The organism is Sporosarcina pasadenensis (genome assembly GCF_047228845.1).
Lineage (GTDB): Bacteria > Bacillota > Bacilli > Bacillales_A > Planococcaceae > Sporosarcina.
The window spans coordinates 545,736-567,115 of record NZ_JBFEGM010000001.1 but is presented as its reverse complement, the minus strand read 5'-3'; the positions used below and the strand labels follow the sequence as shown (position 1 = coordinate 567,115).

The window sequence follows — 21,380 nt, the reverse complement described above, 5'->3', positions numbered from 1 at the left end:
TGCGTAAATATGCCGATTTGCAATCAAAGAAGCGATTGCGGGCAGTATTCATCATTTTTCTCATATCTATTTCCATGGTTATAGCAAAGCTCTTCCACGTTCAAATCATTAAACATGAATGGTTGAAAGCGCGTGCAGAAGAGAACTGGGATCGGGAAATCCCTTTTGGAGCGATTCGAGGGGAAATTCAAGATCGCAACGGGCAACTAATCGTTGGCAACAAGCTTGCTCCAACGCTTTATTTTATGCCTTCCCAAAACAAGGAACCTGAGAAGGCCGCCGCGTTGTTGGCGAATATTTTACAAGTCGACGAACAAAAATTGCTAGAGAAGATGACGAAAAAAGCGTATATGAACAAGTTGGCACCTGAAGGGAAAAACATTACTCAGGAACAGGCGACCGAAATTTCAAAGCTACAAATTGAAGGCTTATATACAGGCGTTGATTTTGTCAGGAATTATCCTCATGGGGAACTGCTATCAAGGTTGATCGGTTTCACTGGTTTTGATGGAACAGGCCTTGCTGGCATCGAATATGCATACGATGAGATTTTGCAAGGCACCGGAGACAAAATACGTCTCTATACAGATGCGAAAGCGATTCCGCTGCCACATGTGGACGACGGTTTTCAGTCGGGAGAAAATGGAGCTACCGTTGAGCTTACAATCGATCTCGAAATGCAGAAAGTCATGGAGCGGGAACTCATCCAAGCGATGGAAAAATATGATTCCACTCAAGCGATAGGAATTATTATGAATCCGAAGACCGGCGAGATTCTTTCGTTGGTTTCCATGCCGACTTTCCATCCTGCTAAGTACCAGGACACAGATCAGACGATCTACAATCGGAACTTGCCGGTATGGATGACGTTTGAACCGGGTTCGACATTCAAGATCGTCACACTTGCGGCTGGCCTCGAAGAAAAGGTGATTGATCTGCACCATGATCATTTTAACGATCCTGGATACACGATGGTTGCTAATGCGAAGTTGAGATGTTGGAAACGGTCGGGGCATGGCCACCAGTCTTTCTTAGAAGTCGTTGAAAATTCCTGCAATCCGGGCTTCATTGAAATCGGCCAGAGGTTGGGCAGTGAGAAGCTTGACAAGTATATTCGGGATTTCGGATTCGGGGAAACGACGGGATCGGGCATTGCAGGCGAAGCGAAAGGGATTCTATTCTCAAAAGAATCATTCGGTCCTGTTGAACAGGCTACAACTGCTTTCGGTCAAGGGATTTCCGTCACGCCAATCCAGCAAGTGCAGGCTGTGGCCGCTGCCATAAATGGTGGTTATTTGTATCGTCCGTATATTGTGAAGGAAATTAAGAATGATAAGGGAGAAACGTTGAAATCGTTTGAACCTGAAATGAGACGCCGTGTCATCAGTGAGGAGACTTCCGCCGAAGTGAGAGAGGCGTTGGAATCTGTTGTTGCAAACGGCTCCGGTCGAAACGCGTTCAATGATGGCTTGCGTGTAGGCGGAAAGACGGGCACTGCCCAGAAGGTCGTTGATGGTGCTTATCGTGATGGCGATTATATTGTATCTTTCATCGGTTTCGCTCCAGCGGATGATCCTGAATTACTTGTCTATATAGCAGTAGATAGTCCGAAAAACTCGATTCAATTTGGAGGCGTCATTGCGGCGCCGATTGTCGGCAGAATCATTGAAGAGATTGCACCACTTGCAGGCATCGAGAAAAGGGAAGGTCAGATTGAAAAAGAATATCGATGGGGAGATTCCCTTACACATCGAGTTCCAGATTTGACGGGCATGACAAAAGGAATGGTAGCTCGCCAACTTCACACGTATCGTATACAGTGGCATGGTGAAGGCGACGTTATCAAATACCAAATGCCGGTCCCCGATTCATTGATGACGGTGGACGATATCATCCACGTATACACAGAAGAAGAATAAAACAACTACAGTTTCAAAACAGGTAAGGAGAACATATTATGACACTCGTCACTACAATAACGGTTATTACCGTAGCATTTGTACTAACAGCAATTATCGGGACCGCTGTCATCCCGTTGCTCAGAAGGTTGAAATTCGGCCAGAGCATCAGGGAAGAGGGTCCCGAAGCCCATAAGAAGAAAGCGGGCACGCCTACAATGGGCGGCCTTATTTTCCTGGGCTCCATCATCATTACGATGCTTGTCCTATCATACATATATGAAGATGTACTGACTACGCAGTCCATTGTATTGATGATTGTGCTTGCTGGTTTTGGGGTAATCGGTTTCCTCGATGATTTCATTATTGTCGTCATGAAGCGAAATTTAGGATTGACTTCGATCCAGAAACTAATAGGTCAGATCATTATTGCGGTTATCGCATTTTTCCTATTGAAAATGGGTCCATTTGAAACAACAGTTCTAATTCCTTTTACGAATTTCACAGTGGACCTCGGTATTTTCTATGTTGCCTTTCTCATTTTTTGGCTCGTCGGATTCTCGAATGCAGTCAACTTATCGGATGGGCTTGACGGGCTCGTTGCAGGAACTTCGACAATTAGCTTCGCTGCTTTCGGTGTATTTGGTCTTGTATATGAGCAATATGATATCGCAACTTTCGCATTCGTCGTAGCCGGTGCGATGCTAGGCTTCTTATTATTTAATATGAAACCTGCCAAAGTGTTTATGGGTGATACAGGTTCTTTAGCGCTCGGCGGAACAATTGCAATGCTTTCGATTTTAGTAAAGCAGGAACTGCTGCTCCTCGTCATAGGAATTGTTTATGTCATTGAAACTTTATCCGTAATGATTCAAGTGACAAGCTTTAAGCTAACCGGAAAACGGGTATTTAAAATGAGTCCGATTCATCACCATTTTGAATTGTCCGGATGGTCCGAATGGAAAATCGTCATCGTTTTTTGGGGAGTGGCATTGCTGGCCGCAATGATACCTGTACTGTGGGAGGTGATGTAAATGGGAAGGCGAATTGAGTTCAAGGGAAAAAAGGTTCTTGTGCTCGGTCTTGCAAAAAGCGGCTTTGCCGCGGCAGAGCTGCTTCATTCGCTTGGGGCTGACGTAGTTGTCAATGATTCTTCGCCTGAAAAAGGCAATGAAGAAGCCCGAGCTTTACGGACAAAAGGGATTTTAGTCATCTGTGGCGGCCATCCTGAAAATATTTTGGATAGAGGCTTTGATACGATTGTAAAAAATCCCGGTATCCCATATCACAATCCGGTTCTTCAACAAGCGAAACAGAAAGGGATTCCGATTTGGACAGAAATTGAGCTTTCTTATTTAGTAAGTGAGGCTCCGATCATCGCCATCACAGGTTCCAACGGGAAGACGACAACGACGACTCTTCTTTACCATATTTTGAACATCGGCGGCAAAAAGCCGCTCATAGCCGGAAATATCGGAACCGTCGCTTGCACAGTTGCACAAAATGCAAAACCCGATGAAGTAATTGTTATGGAAGTGTCATCATTCCAGCTGGCGGGAACGGAGAATTTCCGTCCGAAGATAGCCGTATGGACAAATTTATATGATGCACATCTCGATTATCACGGAACACCAGAAGAATATGCCTTGGCAAAAGCGAAGGTGACAAGTAATCAAACCGCAGAGGATTTCTTTATTTATAATGCAGATCAACCCGAAATGAGACCATATATCGAACAATCAGCCGCCCGGAAGATTCCTTTTTCCTTACAAGGGAAACAATCGGAAGGGATATCTGCGGATGATGAAATGATTTACTGGCAAGGTGAACCATTTGTGAAGAGATCGATGATCAAGTTGCTTGGTCAGCATAATTTGGAAAATATTTTAGCGGCGACAGCTTCAGCTATTCTTATGAATTGCGATAAAGAAACGATAGAAAACGTGTTAAGTTCTTTCACGGGAGTCCGGCATCGCATGCAATTTGTAAAAGAATTGAGAGGCAGGACGTTCTACAATGATTCGAAAGCAACGAACACCTTGGCCACAAAGAGTGCTTTATCATCTTTCCAATCACCTGTCGTATTAATTGCAGGTGGCTTGGATAGGGGACATTCATTCGAGGAGCTTAGACCTTATATGGGCAGGGTGAAAGCTGTCCTTGCGCTCGGAGAAACTGCTGACAGGCTCGTTGAATTTGCTGTTTCATGCGGGGTTCAGCATGCGGTGAAAGTGGGGACGATGAAGGAAGCGGTAGAGGAAGCCTTTGCGGTTTCCAAAGAAGAAGATCAAATACTTCTGTCGCCGGCTTGCGCCAGTTGGGATCAATACCCTAATTTTGAAGAACGTGGAGATGCATTTATCGAAGCTGTAATGCAACTTTGAGCATCAGCTCACCCCTCGACCTATAACACGGAAGGATGCGTTCACTGGATCGAAAATTAAAAGCTGCCTTTATCATTTCGGCAGTATTGTTGTCATTGATCGGATTAGCTTTTGTCCATTCAGCAGGTTCGTATTGGGGGCAGGTCCACTATGCGGATTCATCCCCATTCATCATAAAGCAAGGTATTTATATGACGGTTTCTGTATGTGTTGCATTTATGTTGATGAAAGGGACATGGACATCTAATGAGTCATTCTGGACTGCCTTTTATTACATAACGATCCTATTGTTGATTGCTGTTATGATTCCGGGAATCGGTGCAGTTCGAAACGGATCCCAGAGCTGGATCGCTCTCGGACCATTCAGCATTCAGCCTGCTGAGTTCGTTAAAGTGGCGCTTATTGGAAAGCTTGCGTGCAACATGAAGCAATCGTCCGGGAAAAGTCCATTCAGACTGAGCCATTTTGTGCTTATTTTATTGCCGGCGGCTTTAATTATGCTTCAGCCGGATTTGGGCTCTGCAGTAATTATGATCGTCTCTGCGTTTGTCATTTTGTTTTTGGCGGGTTATCCGCTCACGTTTTTTGGCATACTCGGCTTTGCTGGCATTGGTGCTTTCGTTGCTCTCATAGCCGCCGCGCCTTACCGGCTAGAACGTATAAAGTCGTATATCGATCCTTGGAATGACCCGCTAGGAGCTGGATTCCAAGGGATTCAGTCATTGTTTGCGATAGCGCCAGGCGGATTATTCGGCCACGGCTACGGAAACAGCAGGCAGAAATATTTATACTTGCCGGAACCACAGAATGATTTCATATTTTCGATTATAGCTGAAGAAACGGGGTTTATTGGAGCGACATTCATTCTTGTCCTCTTCTCTATACTCCTCCTATCCGCTTTCGGAATTGCAATTCGTACGCATGATTACAAATCTTTCTTAATGACGGCCGGTATGGCATCGATGATTATTTTTCAAACGTTCCTGAATGTCGGCGTTGTTTCTGGATTGTTGCCGGTTACAGGGGTTACATTGCCGTTTATTAGTTATGGCGGTTCTTCGTTGCTAACGACATGGATGGCAGCGGGGACAATATTACATTTTGCTTTTTATAGAGAACGAAGATGAGAGGAGGGCGGCACATGGATAAAGTGATAGACATCGAAGAGCGGATACCATCCATGAGGGAAAGACGGAGAAGGAAGACGAATAAGAAGTTTTTATTCATCATTGCCGTATTCTGCATCGCCCTCCTTGTGCTTTTATATTTCCAATCTCCTCTTAGCAAGGTTGGTGAAGTGAGGATCCATGGGAATGTCCTTCATGATGACAACTATTACTATGAGAAAAGTGGGGTTTTAGTAGGGACCTCATTTTGGGGATTTGAAACGAAAGAAGTGGAAAGAGAACTTTTAAAACTCGATGGCGTCAGTAGTGTTGCCGTCACAAGAAAATGGATGAGGGATATTGATATTTCGATAGATGAATGGACAACCGTCGCTTATATGGAGAGCGGAGGGGAGTACGGTCTGTTGCTCGAAAACGGAACCGTTTTACCAAGTGATGGAAACTACCCAAGCGTTCCGATTATGAATCATGTGGACAACCCTGACATTAGGAAAAAGCTTACAAAGCAACTGCTGAAATTGGATAAAAATGTTCTGCAAATGATTTCCGAAATCATCTATACTGGGTCAGAGGAGTATCCTGATACGATTATTGCCTATATGGATGACGGATATGAAGTACACGCGAGTATACAGACGTTTGCAGAGAAGATGGATTATTATCCAGACATCATCTCCCAATTAGGTGGTCTTGAAAAAGGGGTTGTCAATATGGAAGTGGGCATATTTTTCACGCCTTTTAGCGAAGTTTACGGAAAAGGTGGTGTGGAGGAAGGGGAAGGTGATGAAGATGTCGAAGAAAATGAGTGACGACTCTAGAAATAGAGGAAGATATATATTATATTCTTTCGTCTTTCTCATACTCGGTTTCATCTTCGCGTTCTCCTACCGTACATTAGGGAAGGACAGTGGTGAATCAGCCCAATCGCCTACATTTCAACAGGAAGAACAATACAGGGAAGAATTGATCATTCAAAAGGAAAGGAATAAAGAGCTCGCGGATGAAATCCAAGCTAAGCAAGATGATATCCGGGAATTCGAAAAATCTTTTTCGGAGAATGAAGAAAATCATACCGTGTTAGTCGAGGAAGCAAAGGATCTTCGATTGCTCTTAGGTATTATTCCGGCTAACGGTCCAGGAGTGCGTGTCACATTGAAAGACGGTGATTATGATCCTGTTGAACAGAACCCTAATGATTATATCGTCCATGAAAGCCATGTGCTCCGCGTTGTAAATGAATTGAAGATTTCCGGTGCTCAAGGGATTGCAATAAATGGGCAACGCATTTCATCCAATTCATATATCAAGTGTACAGGCCCTGTCATTACAATTGACGGAAGAACGCTCCCAGCTCCGTTCGTAATCGAAGCTGTCGGTGATACTGACATTCTTGCGGCTTCACTGAATTTAGGCGGCGGAGTGATCGATGGGTTGGTACATGACAATATCGTTGTCACATTAGAGCAGTTGAAAGAAATCAAACTTCCCGCTTTAAGGGACGAGGCATGATTAATCACTAAGAGGGAGGGTGTTCGTTGAAAAAAGCTATCAATTGGAAATTCACAATTGTCCTCCTGCTTATTGGATTTATGATTGCTGTCCAATACAATACGTTGGAAAATCCTAAGGAACGTGATACGAGGGATATTTGGGCGATACGCCAAGAGTTGGCAGAAGAGAAGAAAATCCATTCAGAGCTTTTGACCGAAATCCGCGATTTGGATAGGACGATCGCCTCCTACAGAACGTTAAGCGAAGCGAGTACCGGACAAGCACTGAAGGAAACAGTGGACAAGCTGCACAGAAAAGCGGGAACGACGGATATTTCGGGGCCAGGCTTTACGATCGAAGTTCGCCCTTCGGTGGAAAGCGTAGCGTATGGAATACCAATCACGAGTATTTCATCCGATTTACTTACACGTTTCGTCAACGAAGTGAATCGATTTAAAGGCATTCATATGGAGATTGACGGCAAGCGATTTACGATAATGAGCTCGATACGTGTCATCAATGGAGAAACAACTGTAAATGGATTGAATGTCTCTACTCCCCCCTTTACGATAAAAATTATTTCTCCTACAATGTCGGATAGCGAGAAGCTTTACAATTATTTGTTGGCATCGTCCATCCATGACGATTTTTATCTAGATAATCTAGTGCTTGAAATCAAACAACCGGAGAAGGATGTGACCATCCGGGGGTATCCCGACAAATTTGAAAATCTTTATTTGAAAGAACTTCCGAAAGGGGAATGACAATGTGGTTGCCACTGCTTGGTTTAATACTTGGAGTTTCGCTGGGACTGTTAACAGATTTACAGATCCCTCAAATCTACAGCAACTATTTGTCCATCGCCGTGTTAGCTGCATTGGATACGCTTTTCGGAGGAATACGTGCGCATCTTCAACAAATTTATGATGATAAGGTGTTCATCTCCGGCTTCTTCTTCAATATTGTTCTTGCTGCGGGATTAGCTTTCCTTGGAGTGCATCTCGGGGTGGATTTGTATTTGGCCGCCGTCTTCGCATTCGGAGTTAGGCTATTCCAGAATATCGCTGTCATCAGAAGGATTTTGCTGACGAAATGGTCGGATAGAAGTAAAGTTTCTGAAACGAAATTTCAGGAATGAAAGGAATTGATCATCGGATGGAGAAAATATTTAGACAATACGACTCTAATACAATAGAATGTATGATAAGGACTGTAATGGGAGGTGCCGGAAATTGAGTCAATCTACAATATATGTATCACTTGATATAGGATCTTCGTCAGTCAAAGTGCTGATCGGCGAAGTGGATGGCGGATCCCTCCACGTAATCGGGGTTGGTAACGTCCAGTCTGCAGGCATTCGAAAAGGGACGATTATCGACATTGATGCGACTGTCCAATCCATCCGTAAAGCGGTGGAACAGGCTGAGCGGATGACAGGCATGCAAATCAGGGAGGTCATACTAGGCATTCCTGCAAATGGCGTTCACTTGCAAGACGTCAAAGGCGTCGTAGCTGTCAACTCGGAGAACAGGGAAATTACCGATGATGACTTAGATCGGGTTATGAAATCGGCGCAAGTCATGTCGGTTCCACCAGAACGGGAAATCGTCAACATCATACCAAAGCAATTTATAGTGGATGATTATGATGAAATAAAAGATCCTAGAGGAATGATCGGCGTACGTCTTGAAATGGACGGTACACTTATCACGACTTCAAAAACGTTAGTGCATAATATTTTACGATGTGTAGAACGGGCGGGTCTTGTAATCCGTGAAATCTATTTGCAACCATTAGCAGCGGGTACATTTGCATTGACGGAGGATGAAATAAGCCATGGAACGGCATTTATCGATATCGGCGGAGGTTCAACGACAATCTCCATCTTTGGTGATAACCGCTTCATTTCAACTGCTGTCGTCCCGGTAGGCGGGGACCATATTACGAAAGACCTGTCAATTATCCTGAAGACACCTACAGAGCAGGCTAGAAAAATCAAACATCAATATGGTCATGCTTTTTACGATGACGCGTCGGATGACGAGCTTTTTGAAGTCCCTGTCATCGGTGCCGATTCAAAAGATCAATATAGTCAAAGATACATATCGGAAATCATAGGTGTCCGATTGGAAGAATTGTTCGACTTGGTTCTTGAAGAGCTCTATCGTATGGGTATTCATGATTTACCGGGTGGAGTCGTATTGACAGGTGGCTCGACGAAGCTCGATGGGATTTTGCAACTTGCAAGATATGTGTTGAGAACGAGGGTCAGGATCCATACCCCTGAATATATCGGTGTGCGTGAACCAATGTATTCGACTGCTGTGGGTCTTATCCGTTATGCTAGTATGGAAGATAGTTATTTTGGTATTGCGGCCGAATCTCAAACAGTTGCTACAAATAGTGAGATGGACTATCCACCTTCCAGTAAAAAGAAGGTAGCCGTCCAATCAAGAGAGAAAAAGACAAGCTTAATGAGCAAAACCAAGAAATTTTTCGATGGATTTTTTGAATGACTGTCTAAATATGGTCATATAGGGATTAGGAGGAGAGAGCATGCTAGATTTTGAAACTAATGTCGATGCACTCGCAGTCATTAAGGTGATTGGAGTCGGTGGCGGAGGAAATAACGCGGTTAACCGCATGATCGAACATGGAGTGCAAGGTGTGGAGTTCATCGCTGTAAATACAGATGCGCAAGCACTTAAATTATCTGAAGCTGAAGTGAAATTGCAGATTGGAGCAAAGCTAACTCGCGGACTCGGTGCGGGTGCAAATCCTGATGTTGGAAAAAAAGCGGCTGAAGAAAGCCGAGAGCAAATAGAAGAAGCACTTCGCGGGGCTGACATGGTTTTCGTAACCGCTGGTATGGGTGGAGGAACAGGAACAGGTGCCGCGCCTGTCATCGCACAAGTCGCAAAAGATCTTGGAGCGTTAACAGTAGGTGTCGTTACTCGTCCATTTACTTTCGAAGGACGTAAGCGCCAAACGCAAGCAATCGGTGGAATCGCTGCAATGAAAGAATCGGTTGACACGCTAATCGTCATTCCGAATGATAAATTGTTGGAAATCGTCGATAAGAACACGCCGATGCTAGAAGCGTTCCGTGAAGCCGATAATGTACTGCGCCAAGGGGTTCAAGGTATCTCGGACTTGATTGCTGTACCAGGACTTATCAACTTGGACTTTGCGGACGTGAAAACAATCATGTCCAACAAAGGTTCGGCATTGATGGGAATCGGTATGTCCACAGGCGAGAACAGAGCTGCGGAAGCTGCTAAAAAAGCCATTTCGAGCCCGCTACTGGAAACGTCGATTGACGGTGCCAAAGGTGTATTAATGAATATTACAGGCGGTTCTAATTTGAGCTTGTTTGAAGTTCAAGAGGCTGCGGATATCGTTGCTTCCGCTTCGGACGAAGACGTCAATATGATTTTCGGATCTGTCATCAATGATGACCTGAAAGATGAAATCCTCGTTACAGTCATTGCGACAGGATTCAGTGAAGATCAATTGAATCAACCGAAGCCTTCAAGGAATCCAGGGTTCGGCGCTACACGTCAACGTGAGCCTCAGTCTCAGACAGTAGTACAGCCGTCTCATACACGAAGAGAAGAGCCTCAGCCACAATACCAACAGCCTGAGCCGACTCGACAACAGCAAAGCCATCAGCAAGAGGATGCATTGGATATTCCGACATTCTTGCGCAATCGCCAAAGAAGATAATAGAACTGATATAGACCGAAGCTCTCCGGCAGTCCAAATGGACAAGCTGGAGAGCTTTTTTTGCGTATTCATGTCGATTATTTTGTTATCATTTTCCCTTGTTCCGACAAACATTGCAGTTGTGGAGTGTTATTCTTACGTACAAGGAGGGCGGGCTGATGTATGGGGAACTCATTGTTGGTATTAACATGGTTTTCAACTATGCGATTTTGTCATTTGCAAACCGGATGGTCAAGGCACAAGCAACAATGCTCCGCTTATTGCTGGCTTCATTAGTCGGTGCGTTGCCGGTAACGATTTTCCCAGACTCCTATATCGCCATCTTCGTCGCCTTCGGTGTAATGATTGTCTGCGCATTCGGTTTTTCAATTGCAACGATTGGCAGCCCGGCTGTCATCGTACTGATCGGCGCGCTTTTCGCTGGAGGAGCGCTAACGGTTTTCACGGATAATTTCATGTTTACGGATGCCAAATTCACGGTCTTCGTCAGTGCACTTCTAGCTTATGTTTTCCTCTACCTTTTAAAGACCAAGTGGATGGATGTTAGAATTGCCCGACAACTGTCCTCCTATTCAGTTGCGTCGGTATTGTCCATTTGGAATGAAGCAATCTCCATTCCATGTTTCATTGATACAGGCAACCGTTGCACAGAACCACTTACCGGAGAGCCGGTGCATTTTGTGTCATTCAAATCCGTAGAACGTTCGATTCCTGTAGAGTTGAAAGAACCGCTGCTTACATGGAAAACTGAAGATATGCCCCAACTTTCAACTTTCCCGAAGCATTATCAAAAAAAATTACGTTTGATCCGGCTACAAACAGTACAAGGTGCCTCGTGGGCGATCGGTTTCAAATTCGACCGGTGGATCATAGGTGAAGGGAGTGAGTTGCCAACGGGCTATATCGTCTTCACGAAGCAGGATAACCGTTATCCGGAAGGGGCAGGCGCCATTTTACATGCCTCCGCATTGGAATCCATTACGAACGAAAGGGGAACTAGTCATGTTGCAGGAACTTAAAAAATGGTTATCGATCGTTAAGAGCTTCTTCAATAGAAAAAAGAGCGGCACTTATTACATCGGTGGCCATGAATCATTGCCTAAGCCATTGTCCAGGGAGGAAGAGGCAAAGGCAATCAGAGCCTTCATGGAAGGGGACATGGATGCAAGGGATACACTCATTGAAAAGAACCTCAGACTTGTCGTTTACATTGCCCGTCGTTTTGATAATACGAATACGCATATCGAAGATTTGATCAGCATTGGAACTATCGGACTTATAAAGGCGATCGAAACATTTAAAAGCGATCGCAATATTAAATTGGCGACATATGCTTCAAGATGTATTGAAAACGAAATCCTTATGCATTTAAGGAAAACAAATCGGACGCGGTCGGAAATTTCATTCGACGAACCACTAAATTCCGATGCGGATGGAAATGAGCTTCTGCTCTCGGATATTTTAGGAACGGATGAACACATTATCATTGATGACGTTGAGAAAAAATTAGAAAGGCAACATATGATTGAAGCAATCAGCACATTGGACGAACGGGAGAAATATATAATGGAATGTCGTTTTGGACTGACTGGACAGCTCGAAATGACCCAAAAGGAAGTCGCAGAACTACTAGGGATTTCACAGTCTTATATTTCCCGACTTGAAAAGAAAATCATCTCCGAACTACGGGACAGATTGAATCACCCTATCGCTTGATGGTTGAAATTGGCGAATCCGATTTCGCATATTCCGCTAATGTGAGGACAAACTATTTTGTACAGTCATCTACAGAATGCGGAGGAAAAGCGAATGATGCGTACAAGAGTTGAAATCTGTGGAATCGATACGTCCAATTTGCCATTACTGACGAATGAAGTGATGAAAGAAACGTTTATCCGGCTTCAAAGTGGTGACGAATCGGCAAGGGAAGAACTTGTCATAGGTAACTTGCGGCTAGTCTTGAGTCTTGTTCAAAGGTTTGCTTATAGGGGGGAGCAAGCAGACGATTTATTTCAAGTTGGCTGCATCGGTTTATTAAAGTCCATTGACAACTTTGATTTGAGTCATAATGTCCGATTTTCAACATATGCCGTTCCAATGATCATCGGTGAGATCAAAAGACATTTGAGAGATCATCATGCCATTAGGGTATCCAGATCACTTCGGGATATAGCTTATAAAGCAATCAGAGCAAAGGAACAATTTGTGAACGAGCACCAAAAAGAGCCGAGAATTTCCGATCTTGCGGAAGTGACGGGCATTCCTGAGGATGATATTTTATTTGCTTTAGATGCAATTCAAGATCCGATGTCACTTCATGAACCGATGAACGGCGACGGAGGCGATCCTGTTTATATTATGGATCAGTTGCAGGATAAGAAGGTTTCGGAAGAACGTTGGTTGACGTATGTCTCGGTGAAGGAGACTGTATCGGGCATGACGGAAAGACAGCAATTAATTCTTTCTAAACGTTTCTATTTAGGACAGACACAAACTGAAATCGCAAAAGAGCTAGGCATTTCCCAAGCACAAATTTCAAGGCTGGAGAAAAATGCAATTCAAATTATTAGAGACGGAATGGAAAATAAATGAATAAAAAAACGCAGTGCTTCGGCATTGCGTTTTTTCTTGTCCTTTTGCATACGCTGTAGAAAGGAGGCTATGCATATGCGTTTTTCGGACTTACAGAAAAAAGAAGTGATTGAAGTGAAAAAGGGCTCTTTCTTAGGATTTGTGCAGGATGCGACGATCGATATGAAAAACGGCAAAATTGACGTACTCCAAATTGGAGGAGCAGAACGATCCTTATTTTCAGATTCGAAAATGAAGGATTTGAAGCAAATCAAGTATGATGATGTCCTCACAATAGGCAAAGACATCGTTTTAGTCGGCAAAAAGGTTGATAAATGAAGAGTTATCATTGATATGTGTCCATCCAATTGATACAATAAAGCAAAGTAAGCAGAAAAGTAGTGATTTCATTGGACACACTTCAACAACGTATGCAAAAAATAGAACAAGAAATTCAAGCAGCTTGTGATCGCTCAGGAAGGAATCGTCAAGATGTGACGGTCGTGGCGGTGACAAAGCAAGTCTCTGAAGACAGGGCACGTGAAGTCATCGAAATTGGAGTTTCAAATCTTGGAGAGAATCGACCGGAAGGACTTCTCGCAAAGCAGGAAAACATTCAATCTGATGATGTCTGCTGGCATTTCATCGGGAATGTCCAAAGCAGAAAAGTGAGGGACATTATTAACCAAGTCGATTTCCTTCATTCATTGGACCGCCTAAGTATTGCAAAAGAGATTCAAAAACGGGCAGCATCTTCGGTTGATTGCTTCGTGCAAGTGAACGTATCCGGGGAAGAGTCCAAATCAGGGTTAACCCCATCTGAATTGGAGGGGTTCATCCTTCAGCTCGCTGACTATGATAAAATTCGAGTTGTTGGTTTAATGACGATGGCTCCCTTTACGCAGGACGAAGAGTGGATTCGAAAAATATTCCGCTCCTTGCGTAGTCTTCGCGATCAAATCGCAGCTGAAAATTTAGATTATGCGCCGTGCACGCTATTATCTATGGGAATGTCAAATGACTATTCAATCGCAATCGAAGAAGGTGCAACTCACGTTAGAATCGGAACCGCATTAGTCGGAACGGAGAGCGAGGGAGACGAATGAGCATAAAAAGACGATTTGAGAAATGGTTCTATCTTGATGAAGAAGAAGAATTGCAGCAAGAGCATCCTGTCCGGGAACAACATCCGGTACAAGAGCAGCAACAGCCGAGAAGAGCGGTTTCGCGAAAGCCGCAAATTGCGGAAACACAGCAACAGCCGGGAACAGTTGTCAGCTTGCAAAGCATTCAGAAATCTTCAAAAGTTGTTCTTTTTGAACCGCGTGTCTACGCTGAAGCGCAAGATATTTCGGAGCACTTAAAGAATAAAAGGGCCGTAGTTGTCAATTTACAAAGGATTGAGCGCGATCAAGGGATCCGCATCGTCGATTTCCTGAGCGGAACTGTCTACGCACTTGGTGGGGATATTCAGCGGATTGGCACTGACATTTTCTTATGTGTGCCTGAGAACGTAGAAGTGGCAGGGACCATTTCGGATTTTTTTGAAAGATAGAATTGGATGAGGTGTACAAACGGATATGATACCAGTAGTCAATATAGTTTTTGATATTATTTTTAAAGCGATAGATCTTTACTTGATACTCCTCATTATTTATATTTTAATGTCATGGGTACCTTCCACAAGGGAAACGAAGTTCGGCATCTTTTTAGGGAAAATTACTGAGCCGTATTTAGGGTTTTTCCGCAAGTTCATTCCACCTCTTGGAATGATTGATATTTCACCGATTGTTGCCATCTTTGTATTGAATTATTTGATTTCCAGAGGTGTATACGAAGTATATCGATTAATCATTACCTCACTCATGTGAGGTTTTTTCTATAAGGGACCCATGTGAAAATGGTCCCGTAAGGAGTCGTAAAAAAGTGGATTCGATCATACAACATTTTAGAAAAGACGAGCAGCCGTTCATTGAAACGGTAATCGGGTGGACGCGTGAAGTGGAGGATACATATTCTCCAAAACTCACCGGATTTCTCGATCCAAGACAGGTATTCATTTTGAGCTCCATCGTCAGGAGTTCCGGTCTTGAATTCGGGGTCCATGGCGCATTCCTTGAGCCTGAACGCCAACGGGCTTTGATTTACCCGGATTATTACGAACCGGAAGATGCTGATTTCCAAGTCTCTGTTTTTGCCATTAGGTATCCTTCGAAATTTATGACGTTGGAACATCGGGATATTTTAGGGTCACTTATGGCGCTTGGTATCGACCGTTCGAAATTCGGAGATATCCGCTTGGAGGAAGATGTCGTCCAATTCGCCGCTGCAGAGGAGATGAAAGATTATCTCACTGCCAATTTAACGTCGATCGGCAAATCGAAAGTCCGTATCGAAGAGCTCGGTTCTTCTGATGACTTGATCGTCATGGCGGAGTCGTGGAAAGAAGAGCTCCATACAATCAGTTCATTGCGCCTAGACTCTCTTGTCGCTTCTTTAGTGAATTGTCCACGACAAAAAGCTGTCGCGCTCATTCAGAATGATAAAGTGAAAGTGAATCATGTCATCCGCAATCAGCAAGCGTTCGAGGTGAATGAATCAGACATTCTTTCGATCAGAGGATCAGGCCGTTTTAAAATTATGTCGATAGAAGGAAGGACCCGAAAAGACAAAATACGGTTGTTGATTGGTAGGTTAGAATGATTTTTCAGACAACCGTCTGAAAAACTGCTGTTTTATATGAGGATGGCATGTATAATAGGGAATAGATGATTTACTCGAAAGGGAGGAACAGAAGATGGCATTGTCACCACTCGATATACATAATAAAGATTTCAGCCGCGGTTTCCGCGGTTACGACGAAGATGAAGTGAATGAGTTTCTCGAACAGATCATGAAGGATTATGAAAACGTGCTGGAAGAGAATAAAGCTTTGAAAAACAGTTTGAAGGAAACGAGAGAAAAGATTTCCCATTTCAATACGATTGAAGAGACGTTGCAGAAATCCATTTTGATTGCCCAGGAAGCAGCTGAAGATGTTAGACGCAACTCGGTCCAGGAATCGAAGCTAATTGTGAAAGAAGCGGAGAAAAATGCGGACCGTATTGTGAATGAAGCATTGTCCCGCGCTCGTAAAATTGCAATGGAAATCGAGGACTTGAAAAAACAATCGAAAGTGTTTAGAAACCGTTTTCGCATGTTGATTGAAGCCCAACTTGATATGATCAAGACAGACGACTGGGAAAAACTTTTAGAATATGAGCCGGATACAGAACATCTTGAGTCCGCTGCAGATGTAGAATGACAGGGATGCTTGACATTCCAACGCATTCACACATATAATAATGACCATATAAGCAGGAACAGGCGTTGAAAGAGAGAGTACTTTCCGAAATTCAAGCAAAGCGAGCCGGGGGCGGTGGGAGCCTGGCCTGAAACGGAAACGAAAATCACTCCAGAGCCGGATTGACGAAAATCAATCCCGGATGCACCCCGTTATGGTGTTCTGAGAGGCAGTATGATTTTATCATGCTGCAACTAGGGTGGTAACGCGAGAATAATCCCTCGTCCCTTACATAGGGACGGGGTTTTTTTATTTCCAAAGGAGGAAACAGGATGGATTACAAAGACACATTGCTCATGCCGAAAACAGAATTTCCAATGCGTGGCAACTTACCAAACAAAGAACCTGATATGCAAGCAAAATGGGAAGAAATGAACATCTACGAAAAAGTGCAAAAACGTACCGAAGGACGCCCATTCTTCGTTCTTCACGACGGACCGCCATATGCGAACGGTGATCTGCACATGGGGCATGCACTTAACAAAGTGCTGAAAGACATGATCGTTCGTCATAAATCGATGACCGGCTTCCACGCACCTTACGTGCCGGGCTGGGATACACACGGTCTTCCGATCGAGCAAGCTCTCGTCAACAAAGGCGTCAATCGTAAAGAGCTCTCCGTCGCTGAATTCAGAAAGATGTGCGAGGAATATGCTTACAGTCAAATCGACAGCCAACGTTCACAATTTAAACGTATCGGCGTACGTGGTGACTGGGAAAATCCGTATATCACATTAAAACCTGAATTTGAAGCAAGGCAAATCCAAGTATTCGGCGAGATGGCTAAGAAAGGTTATATTTACAAAGGTCTGAAGCCTGTCTACTGGTCCCCTTCAAGCGAATCAGCACTAGCTGAAGCGGAAATTGAGTACAAAGATAAAAAATCACCTTCCATCTATGTGGCATTCCCGATCAAGGACGGTCTTGGTGTTGTTGACGAGGATGTCCGAATCGTCATCTGGACGACGACTCCATGGACAATTCCCGCAAACCTTGGAATTTCGGTCCACCCGGAATTCGTATACGCTATTGTCAATGTGGAAGGAAATAAGTTCCTCATGGCGAAAGATCTCGTTGAGTTTGTTGCGAAAGAGATCGGCTGGGAATCATATGAAGTTGTTAGCGAGGTAAAAGGTTCTGATCTAGAAAGAGTAATTGCGAAGCACCCGCTATATGATCGCGATTCCCTCGTCATGCTTGGCGACCATGTTACGGCAGAAGCTGGTACTGGCTGCGTTCATACAGCGCCAGGTCATGGTGAAGATGACTTCTACGTCTCGAAACAATATGGTATCGACGCATTGTCTCCGATCAATGACCGAGGTGTCATGACTGATGAGGCTCCTGGCTTTGAAGGGTTATTTTATGAAGATGCAAATAAAGAAGTGACGAAAAAATTGGATGAAGAAGGAGCTTTGTTGAAACTTTCCTTCATCACTCACTCGTATCCACACGATTGGCGTACGAAGAAACCGGTCATTTTCCGTGCAACTGCACAATGGTTCGCATCCATCGAATCATTCCGCAGTGAATTGCTAGAAGCGATTCGCAATACGAAATTCACTCCTTCATGGGGCGAAACACGCTTGTACAATATGGTACGCGACCGTGGTGACTGGTGTATTTCACGTCAACGTGTGTGGGGAGTTCCGATTCCGGTATTTTACGCGGAAAATGGAGAAGCCATCCTTACTGATGAAACGATTGCACATGTTGCAAAACTGTTCAGGGAACATGGTTCGAATATTTGGTTTGAAAGGGACGCGAAAGACTTGCTTCCGGAAGGTTTCAAGCATGAAGGCAGTCCGAACGGCCTGTTTTCAAAAGAGACGGATATTATGGACGTCTGGTTCGATTCCGGTTCTACACATCAAGGCGTGTTAGTGGAAAGGGACGATCTCGTCTATCCGGCCGATTTGTACTTGGAAGGCTCCGACCAATATCGCGGATGGTTCAACTCATCCTTGACGACAAGTGTCGCCATCAACGGAATTGCTCCATACAAAGGGCTACTAAGCCACGGATTCACATTGGATGGGGAAGGGCGCAAAATGAGCAAGTCGCTCGGCAACGTCATCGTACCTTCAAAAGTGATGAATCAACTAGGTGCCGATATCCTTCGTCTATGGGTGTCGTCAGTCGATTATACGGCAGATGTACGGGTTTCCGATTCGAACTTCAAGCAAGTATCGGAAGTATACCGCAAGATCCGAAATACACTCCGCTTCCTGCATGGAAACGTTGCAGATTTCAATCCGGCTTCTGACCGTATCGAGTTCAATGATATGCGTCCGATTGACCAATATGTTTATGTGAAGTTGCAAGATTTAATTAATGAAGTCCTTGAAGCTTACGAGAAATACGAGTTTGCAGGCGTCTATCATGCAGTGAACAATTTCTGTACAGGCGAATTGAGCTCGTTCTATCTTGATATTGCGAAAGACGTCGTTTATATCGAAGGCGTAGATCACCCGCACCGCCGTGCGATGCAGACCGTCATGTACGATTCACTCGTCGCTCTATTGAAGCTATTGACGCCGGTCATCCCGCATACGACGGATGAACTTTGGGCATATCTAGAGCATGTCGAAGAGGAAAGCGTACAGTTGACTGACATGCCGCAAGCGGAAGACCTTGGAGATCAAGCAGAGGCACTTCGCGAGCGTTTCAGCCGTTTGATGCTTGTGCGCGACGATGTTTTGAAGGCGCTTGAAGAGGCAAGGAATGCAAAAGTGATCGGTAAATCGCTCGAAGCGAAAGTGACTGTTGCTTTGCCGGAAAAAATGGCTGGTATTTTGACAGCGGAAGATATCGATTACGCTCAATTCTTCATCGTTTCCAAATTCGAGGAAGGCGAAGAAGGTAATTTGCCATCAGAAGCCTTAAAACTCGACTCCGCAACTGTCCTTGTAGAAAAAGCGGACGGTGAAAAATGTGATCGCTGCTGGACGATTTCTGAAACTGTAGGCACAGATTCAGACCACCCAGCTCTATGCTCACGTTGTGCAAATGTTGTAAAGAAGTATTATTGATTAAATATTGGATTGGAGCGTAAGGCGGCGACTCCAGCGGGAAAAGCGCGAGCTGAAAGCCCCGCAGGAACGTAGTGACGAGGAGATTGAAGCCGTGCCCGCGGAAAGCGTCCGCCTGAAGCGGAAATCCTATTATTCATAAGCATTTTGGTAAAGGCTGTTTGCAACTGTGGCTTTGTTCCTGTTGCAACAGTCTTTTTCTTTTCCATCGAAGCGCATGCCAATTTCATGATTGGAATCATTTTGTGGTAAAATGGAACAGAAACTGTCGGACGGGGGTTTTTGGATTGATACTATATTATGGATTGGCTATTTTTTTAATATTGCTCGATCAACTGACAAAATGGCTTGTTGTACAAAACATGAATCTTGGGGAACGAATCCCTATCGCTGAACCTTATTTGGCACTCTTATCGCACCGGAATAAAGGAGCGGCATGGGGAATGCTAGAAGGGCAGATGTGGTTATTTTATATCGTCACAATAGTAGTTGTCGGAGGCATCATCTATTTTTTCCACAAAGAAGCGAAGGGCAGCAAATTATTGAGTGCCAGCCTGATGTTTTTATTGGGCGGAGCGATCGGGAACTTCATCGACCGATTATTTCGGAAAGAGGTTGTTGACTTCATTGATGTCCTCATCCCTGTCATCAATTATGACTTTCCAATATTCAACGTGGCGGACGCAGCATTGACGGTTGGCGTCGTCCTTATTATACTTTACGTCATTGTAGATGAAAAAAAGAACAAGAAAAAGGTGACATAATGGAACCGCACGAAATTGTAATAACAGAAGAACATGGAACCGGCAGAATTGATAAAGTACTATCGGAAATCAATGCAGATTGGTCCCGCACGCAAATCCAGCAATGGATGAAGGATGGGGCAGTTCTCGTAAATGAAGCAACCGTAAAATCGAACTATAAAGTGAAACCTGGGGATGTCATCCAAGTGATGGAGCCTGAACTCGAGGAGCTCGACATCGTAGCGGAAGATCTCAATCTGGAAATCGTCTATGAAGATGCGGATGTGCTTGTCGTGAACAAACCTCGCGGAATGGTTGTCCACCCAGCGCCTGGACATGCTACGGGCACTCTTGTGAACGGTTTAATGTATCAAGTGAAAGACCTTTCGGGTATAAACGGCGTCATGCGTCCAGGGATTGTCCATCGGATTGACAAAGACACTTCAGGCTTGCTCATGGTAGCCAAAAATGATCAAGCGCATGTATCGCTCGTCAATCAGCTCGTCGAGAAATCGGTAACACGCATTTACACAGCTCTCGTCCACGGCCATATCCCACATGATCAAGGCACGATCGACGCACCGATCGGAAGGGATCCGAAAGATCGACAAAGCATGACAGTTATAGACAAAGGGAAGCATGCTGTCACACACTTCAAAGTGTTGGACCGTTTCGGCGATTTTACATTGGTGGAATGCCGTCTTGAAACCGGAAGGACCCACCAAATACGGGTGCATATGAAGTACATCGGCTATCCGCTTGCGGGTGATCCGAAATATGGTCCGAAAAAGACAATCGACTTCAACGGACAAGCATTGCACGCTGGCACGATCGGCTTCAAACACCCTCGCACTGGGGAGTACTTGGAGTTTACACAGCCTTTGCCGGAAGACTTTAGAGCACTGATTGAAAAAATGCGTTCTTAAAATCGTTGACAAAGTGAAAACGGGCAACTATACTAAACAATGAAATGAATAGCGACACCTTTAAAGTCAGTCCAGAGAGGCTGGGAAGGTTGCACGGAAGTACAGTAGGATAGCTGCGCGCTATTCTTCAGTACGCTTT

The 21,380-nt window shown here is 44.4% G+C and carries 22 protein-coding genes and 1 other annotated feature; all 22 genes read left to right on the top strand.

Annotated elements, in window-relative coordinates; all coding sequences use genetic code 11:
* The first annotated feature begins 74 nt into the window (after positions 1-74).
* The 22 genes from AB1K89_RS02885 to AB1K89_RS02780 all read left to right on the top strand — a co-directional run bounded on the left by AB1K89_RS02885 (position 75) and on the right by AB1K89_RS02780 (position 21,241).
* Positions 75-1,919, top strand: a complete 1,845-nt coding sequence (locus AB1K89_RS02885; RefSeq protein ID WP_489686559.1) for a penicillin-binding transpeptidase domain-containing protein — start codon at positions 75-77, stop codon at positions 1,917-1,919.
* A 38-nt stretch (positions 1,920-1,957) separates the two neighbouring features.
* Positions 1,958-2,932: a phospho-N-acetylmuramoyl-pentapeptide-transferase gene (gene mraY, locus AB1K89_RS02880; protein WP_413053271.1), complete on the top strand. Its 975-nt coding sequence runs from the start codon at positions 1,958-1,960 to the stop codon at positions 2,930-2,932.
* Complete coding sequence (gene murD / locus AB1K89_RS02875) at positions 2,933-4,282, top strand: UDP-N-acetylmuramoyl-L-alanine--D-glutamate ligase (RefSeq protein WP_413053270.1); 1,350 nt, start codon at positions 2,933-2,935, stop codon at positions 4,280-4,282.
* 35 nt (positions 4,283-4,317) lie between these two features.
* Positions 4,318-5,409 (top strand): putative lipid II flippase FtsW, encoded by a 1,092-nt coding sequence (gene ftsW / locus AB1K89_RS02870; protein WP_413053269.1) that lies wholly within the window; start codon positions 4,318-4,320, stop codon positions 5,407-5,409.
* A gap of 14 nt (positions 5,410-5,423) precedes the next feature.
* A complete protein-coding gene (locus tag AB1K89_RS02865; protein WP_413053268.1) occupies positions 5,424-6,218 on the top strand; it encodes a cell division protein FtsQ/DivIB in 795 nt (264 codons plus the stop codon).
* Entirely contained in the window at positions 6,199-6,918 is a 720-nt protein-coding gene (locus AB1K89_RS02860; protein ID WP_413053267.1) for a DUF881 domain-containing protein, read from the top strand. Before AB1K89_RS02865 ends, AB1K89_RS02860 begins: the two co-directional genes overlap by 20 nt.
* A gap of 26 nt (positions 6,919-6,944) precedes the next feature.
* On the top strand, positions 6,945-7,664 hold the full coding sequence (locus AB1K89_RS02855; RefSeq protein ID WP_413053266.1) for a DUF881 domain-containing protein: 720 nt from the start codon (positions 6,945-6,947) through the stop codon (positions 7,662-7,664).
* Positions 7,665-7,666: 2 nt separating this feature from the next.
* Positions 7,667-8,038, top strand: coding sequence for a small basic family protein (locus tag AB1K89_RS02850; protein WP_252503677.1), 372 nt, complete (start codon positions 7,667-7,669; stop codon positions 8,036-8,038).
* Between the two features lie 94 nt (positions 8,039-8,132).
* Complete coding sequence (gene ftsA, locus AB1K89_RS02845) at positions 8,133-9,416, top strand: cell division protein FtsA (RefSeq protein ID WP_413053265.1); 1,284 nt, start codon at positions 8,133-8,135, stop codon at positions 9,414-9,416.
* 40 nt (positions 9,417-9,456) lie between these two features.
* Positions 9,457-10,626, top strand: coding sequence for a cell division protein FtsZ (gene ftsZ, locus AB1K89_RS02840; RefSeq protein WP_413053264.1), 1,170 nt, complete (start codon positions 9,457-9,459; stop codon positions 10,624-10,626).
* A 158-nt stretch (positions 10,627-10,784) separates the two neighbouring features.
* Positions 10,785-11,645: a sigma-E processing peptidase SpoIIGA gene (locus AB1K89_RS02835; RefSeq protein ID WP_413053263.1), complete on the top strand. Its 861-nt coding sequence runs from the start codon at positions 10,785-10,787 to the stop codon at positions 11,643-11,645.
* Positions 11,629-12,342, top strand: a complete 714-nt coding sequence (gene sigE / locus AB1K89_RS02830; protein WP_252503673.1) for an RNA polymerase sporulation sigma factor SigE — start codon at positions 11,629-11,631, stop codon at positions 12,340-12,342. The genes AB1K89_RS02835 and sigE overlap by 17 nt, the downstream gene beginning before the upstream one ends.
* A gap of 96 nt (positions 12,343-12,438) precedes the next feature.
* Positions 12,439-13,218 (top strand): RNA polymerase sporulation sigma factor SigG, encoded by a 780-nt coding sequence (gene sigG / locus AB1K89_RS02825; protein WP_413053446.1) that lies wholly within the window; start codon positions 12,439-12,441, stop codon positions 13,216-13,218.
* Positions 13,219-13,293: 75 nt separating this feature from the next.
* Complete coding sequence (locus tag AB1K89_RS02820; RefSeq protein WP_413053262.1) at positions 13,294-13,536, top strand: PRC-barrel domain-containing protein; 243 nt, start codon at positions 13,294-13,296, stop codon at positions 13,534-13,536.
* Between the two features lie 62 nt (positions 13,537-13,598).
* Positions 13,599-14,303, top strand: a complete 705-nt coding sequence (locus AB1K89_RS02815; RefSeq protein ID WP_413053261.1) for a YggS family pyridoxal phosphate-dependent enzyme — start codon at positions 13,599-13,601, stop codon at positions 14,301-14,303.
* Positions 14,300-14,752: a cell division protein SepF gene (locus AB1K89_RS02810; protein WP_413053260.1), complete on the top strand. Its 453-nt coding sequence runs from the start codon at positions 14,300-14,302 to the stop codon at positions 14,750-14,752. Before AB1K89_RS02815 ends, AB1K89_RS02810 begins: the two co-directional genes overlap by 4 nt.
* A 25-nt stretch (positions 14,753-14,777) precedes the next feature.
* Positions 14,778-15,068 carry a YggT family protein gene (locus AB1K89_RS02805; protein ID WP_413053259.1) on the top strand — a complete coding sequence of 97 codons (291 nt, stop codon included), beginning with the start codon at positions 14,778-14,780 and terminating at the stop codon, positions 15,066-15,068.
* 55 nt (positions 15,069-15,123) lie between these two features.
* On the top strand, positions 15,124-15,900 hold the full coding sequence (locus AB1K89_RS02800; protein ID WP_413053258.1) for a YlmH family RNA-binding protein: 777 nt from the start codon (positions 15,124-15,126) through the stop codon (positions 15,898-15,900).
* A 94-nt stretch (positions 15,901-15,994) separates the two neighbouring features.
* Positions 15,995-16,501 (top strand): DivIVA domain-containing protein, encoded by a 507-nt coding sequence (locus tag AB1K89_RS02795; protein WP_413053257.1) that lies wholly within the window; start codon positions 15,995-15,997, stop codon positions 16,499-16,501.
* 56 nt (positions 16,502-16,557) lie between these two features.
* Positions 16,558-16,772, top strand: a binding site (T-box leader).
* Positions 16,773-16,812: 40 nt separating this feature from the next.
* Positions 16,813-19,572: an isoleucine--tRNA ligase gene (gene ileS, locus AB1K89_RS02790; RefSeq protein WP_413053256.1), complete on the top strand. Its 2,760-nt coding sequence runs from the start codon at positions 16,813-16,815 to the stop codon at positions 19,570-19,572.
* A gap of 287 nt (positions 19,573-19,859) precedes the next feature.
* On the top strand, positions 19,860-20,336 hold the full coding sequence (gene lspA, locus AB1K89_RS02785; RefSeq protein ID WP_413053255.1) for a signal peptidase II: 477 nt from the start codon (positions 19,860-19,862) through the stop codon (positions 20,334-20,336).
* The gene (locus tag AB1K89_RS02780; protein WP_413053254.1) at positions 20,336-21,241 is read left to right on the top strand and encodes an RluA family pseudouridine synthase; all 906 of its coding nucleotides are present in this window, start codon (positions 20,336-20,338) and stop codon (positions 21,239-21,241) included. Before lspA ends, AB1K89_RS02780 begins: the two co-directional genes overlap by 1 nt.
* The last annotated feature ends 139 nt before the right edge of the window (positions 21,242-21,380 follow it).

Bases quoted from the DNA above. Each gene is read 5' to 3' on its own strand.
- AB1K89_RS02885 (WP_489686559.1), top strand. From the start codon at position 75: ATGGTTATAGCAAAGCTCTTCCACGTTCAAATCATTAAACATGAATGG.
- mraY (WP_413053271.1), top strand. From the start codon at position 1,958: ATGACACTCGTCACTACAATAACGGTTATTACCGTAGCATTTGTACTA.
- murD (WP_413053270.1), top strand. From the start codon at position 2,933: ATGGGAAGGCGAATTGAGTTCAAGGGAAAAAAGGTTCTTGTGCTCGGT.
- ftsW (WP_413053269.1), top strand. From the start codon at position 4,318: ATGCGTTCACTGGATCGAAAATTAAAAGCTGCCTTTATCATTTCGGCA.
- AB1K89_RS02865 (WP_413053268.1), top strand. From the start codon at position 5,424: ATGGATAAAGTGATAGACATCGAAGAGCGGATACCATCCATGAGGGAA.
- AB1K89_RS02860 (WP_413053267.1), top strand. From the start codon at position 6,199: ATGTCGAAGAAAATGAGTGACGACTCTAGAAATAGAGGAAGATATATA.
- AB1K89_RS02850 (WP_252503677.1), top strand. From the start codon at position 7,667: ATGTGGTTGCCACTGCTTGGTTTAATACTTGGAGTTTCGCTGGGACTG.
- ftsZ (WP_413053264.1), top strand. From the start codon at position 9,457: ATGCTAGATTTTGAAACTAATGTCGATGCACTCGCAGTCATTAAGGTG.
- AB1K89_RS02835 (WP_413053263.1), top strand. From the start codon at position 10,785: ATGTATGGGGAACTCATTGTTGGTATTAACATGGTTTTCAACTATGCG.
- sigE (WP_252503673.1), top strand. From the start codon at position 11,629: ATGTTGCAGGAACTTAAAAAATGGTTATCGATCGTTAAGAGCTTCTTC.
- sigG (WP_413053446.1), top strand. From the start codon at position 12,439: ATGCGTACAAGAGTTGAAATCTGTGGAATCGATACGTCCAATTTGCCA.
- AB1K89_RS02820 (WP_413053262.1), top strand. From the start codon at position 13,294: ATGCGTTTTTCGGACTTACAGAAAAAAGAAGTGATTGAAGTGAAAAAG.
- AB1K89_RS02810 (WP_413053260.1), top strand. From the start codon at position 14,300: ATGAGCATAAAAAGACGATTTGAGAAATGGTTCTATCTTGATGAAGAA.
- AB1K89_RS02805 (WP_413053259.1), top strand. From the start codon at position 14,778: ATGATACCAGTAGTCAATATAGTTTTTGATATTATTTTTAAAGCGATA.
- AB1K89_RS02795 (WP_413053257.1), top strand. From the start codon at position 15,995: ATGGCATTGTCACCACTCGATATACATAATAAAGATTTCAGCCGCGGT.
- ileS (WP_413053256.1), top strand. From the start codon at position 16,813: ATGGATTACAAAGACACATTGCTCATGCCGAAAACAGAATTTCCAATG.
- AB1K89_RS02780 (WP_413053254.1), top strand. From the start codon at position 20,336: ATGGAACCGCACGAAATTGTAATAACAGAAGAACATGGAACCGGCAGA.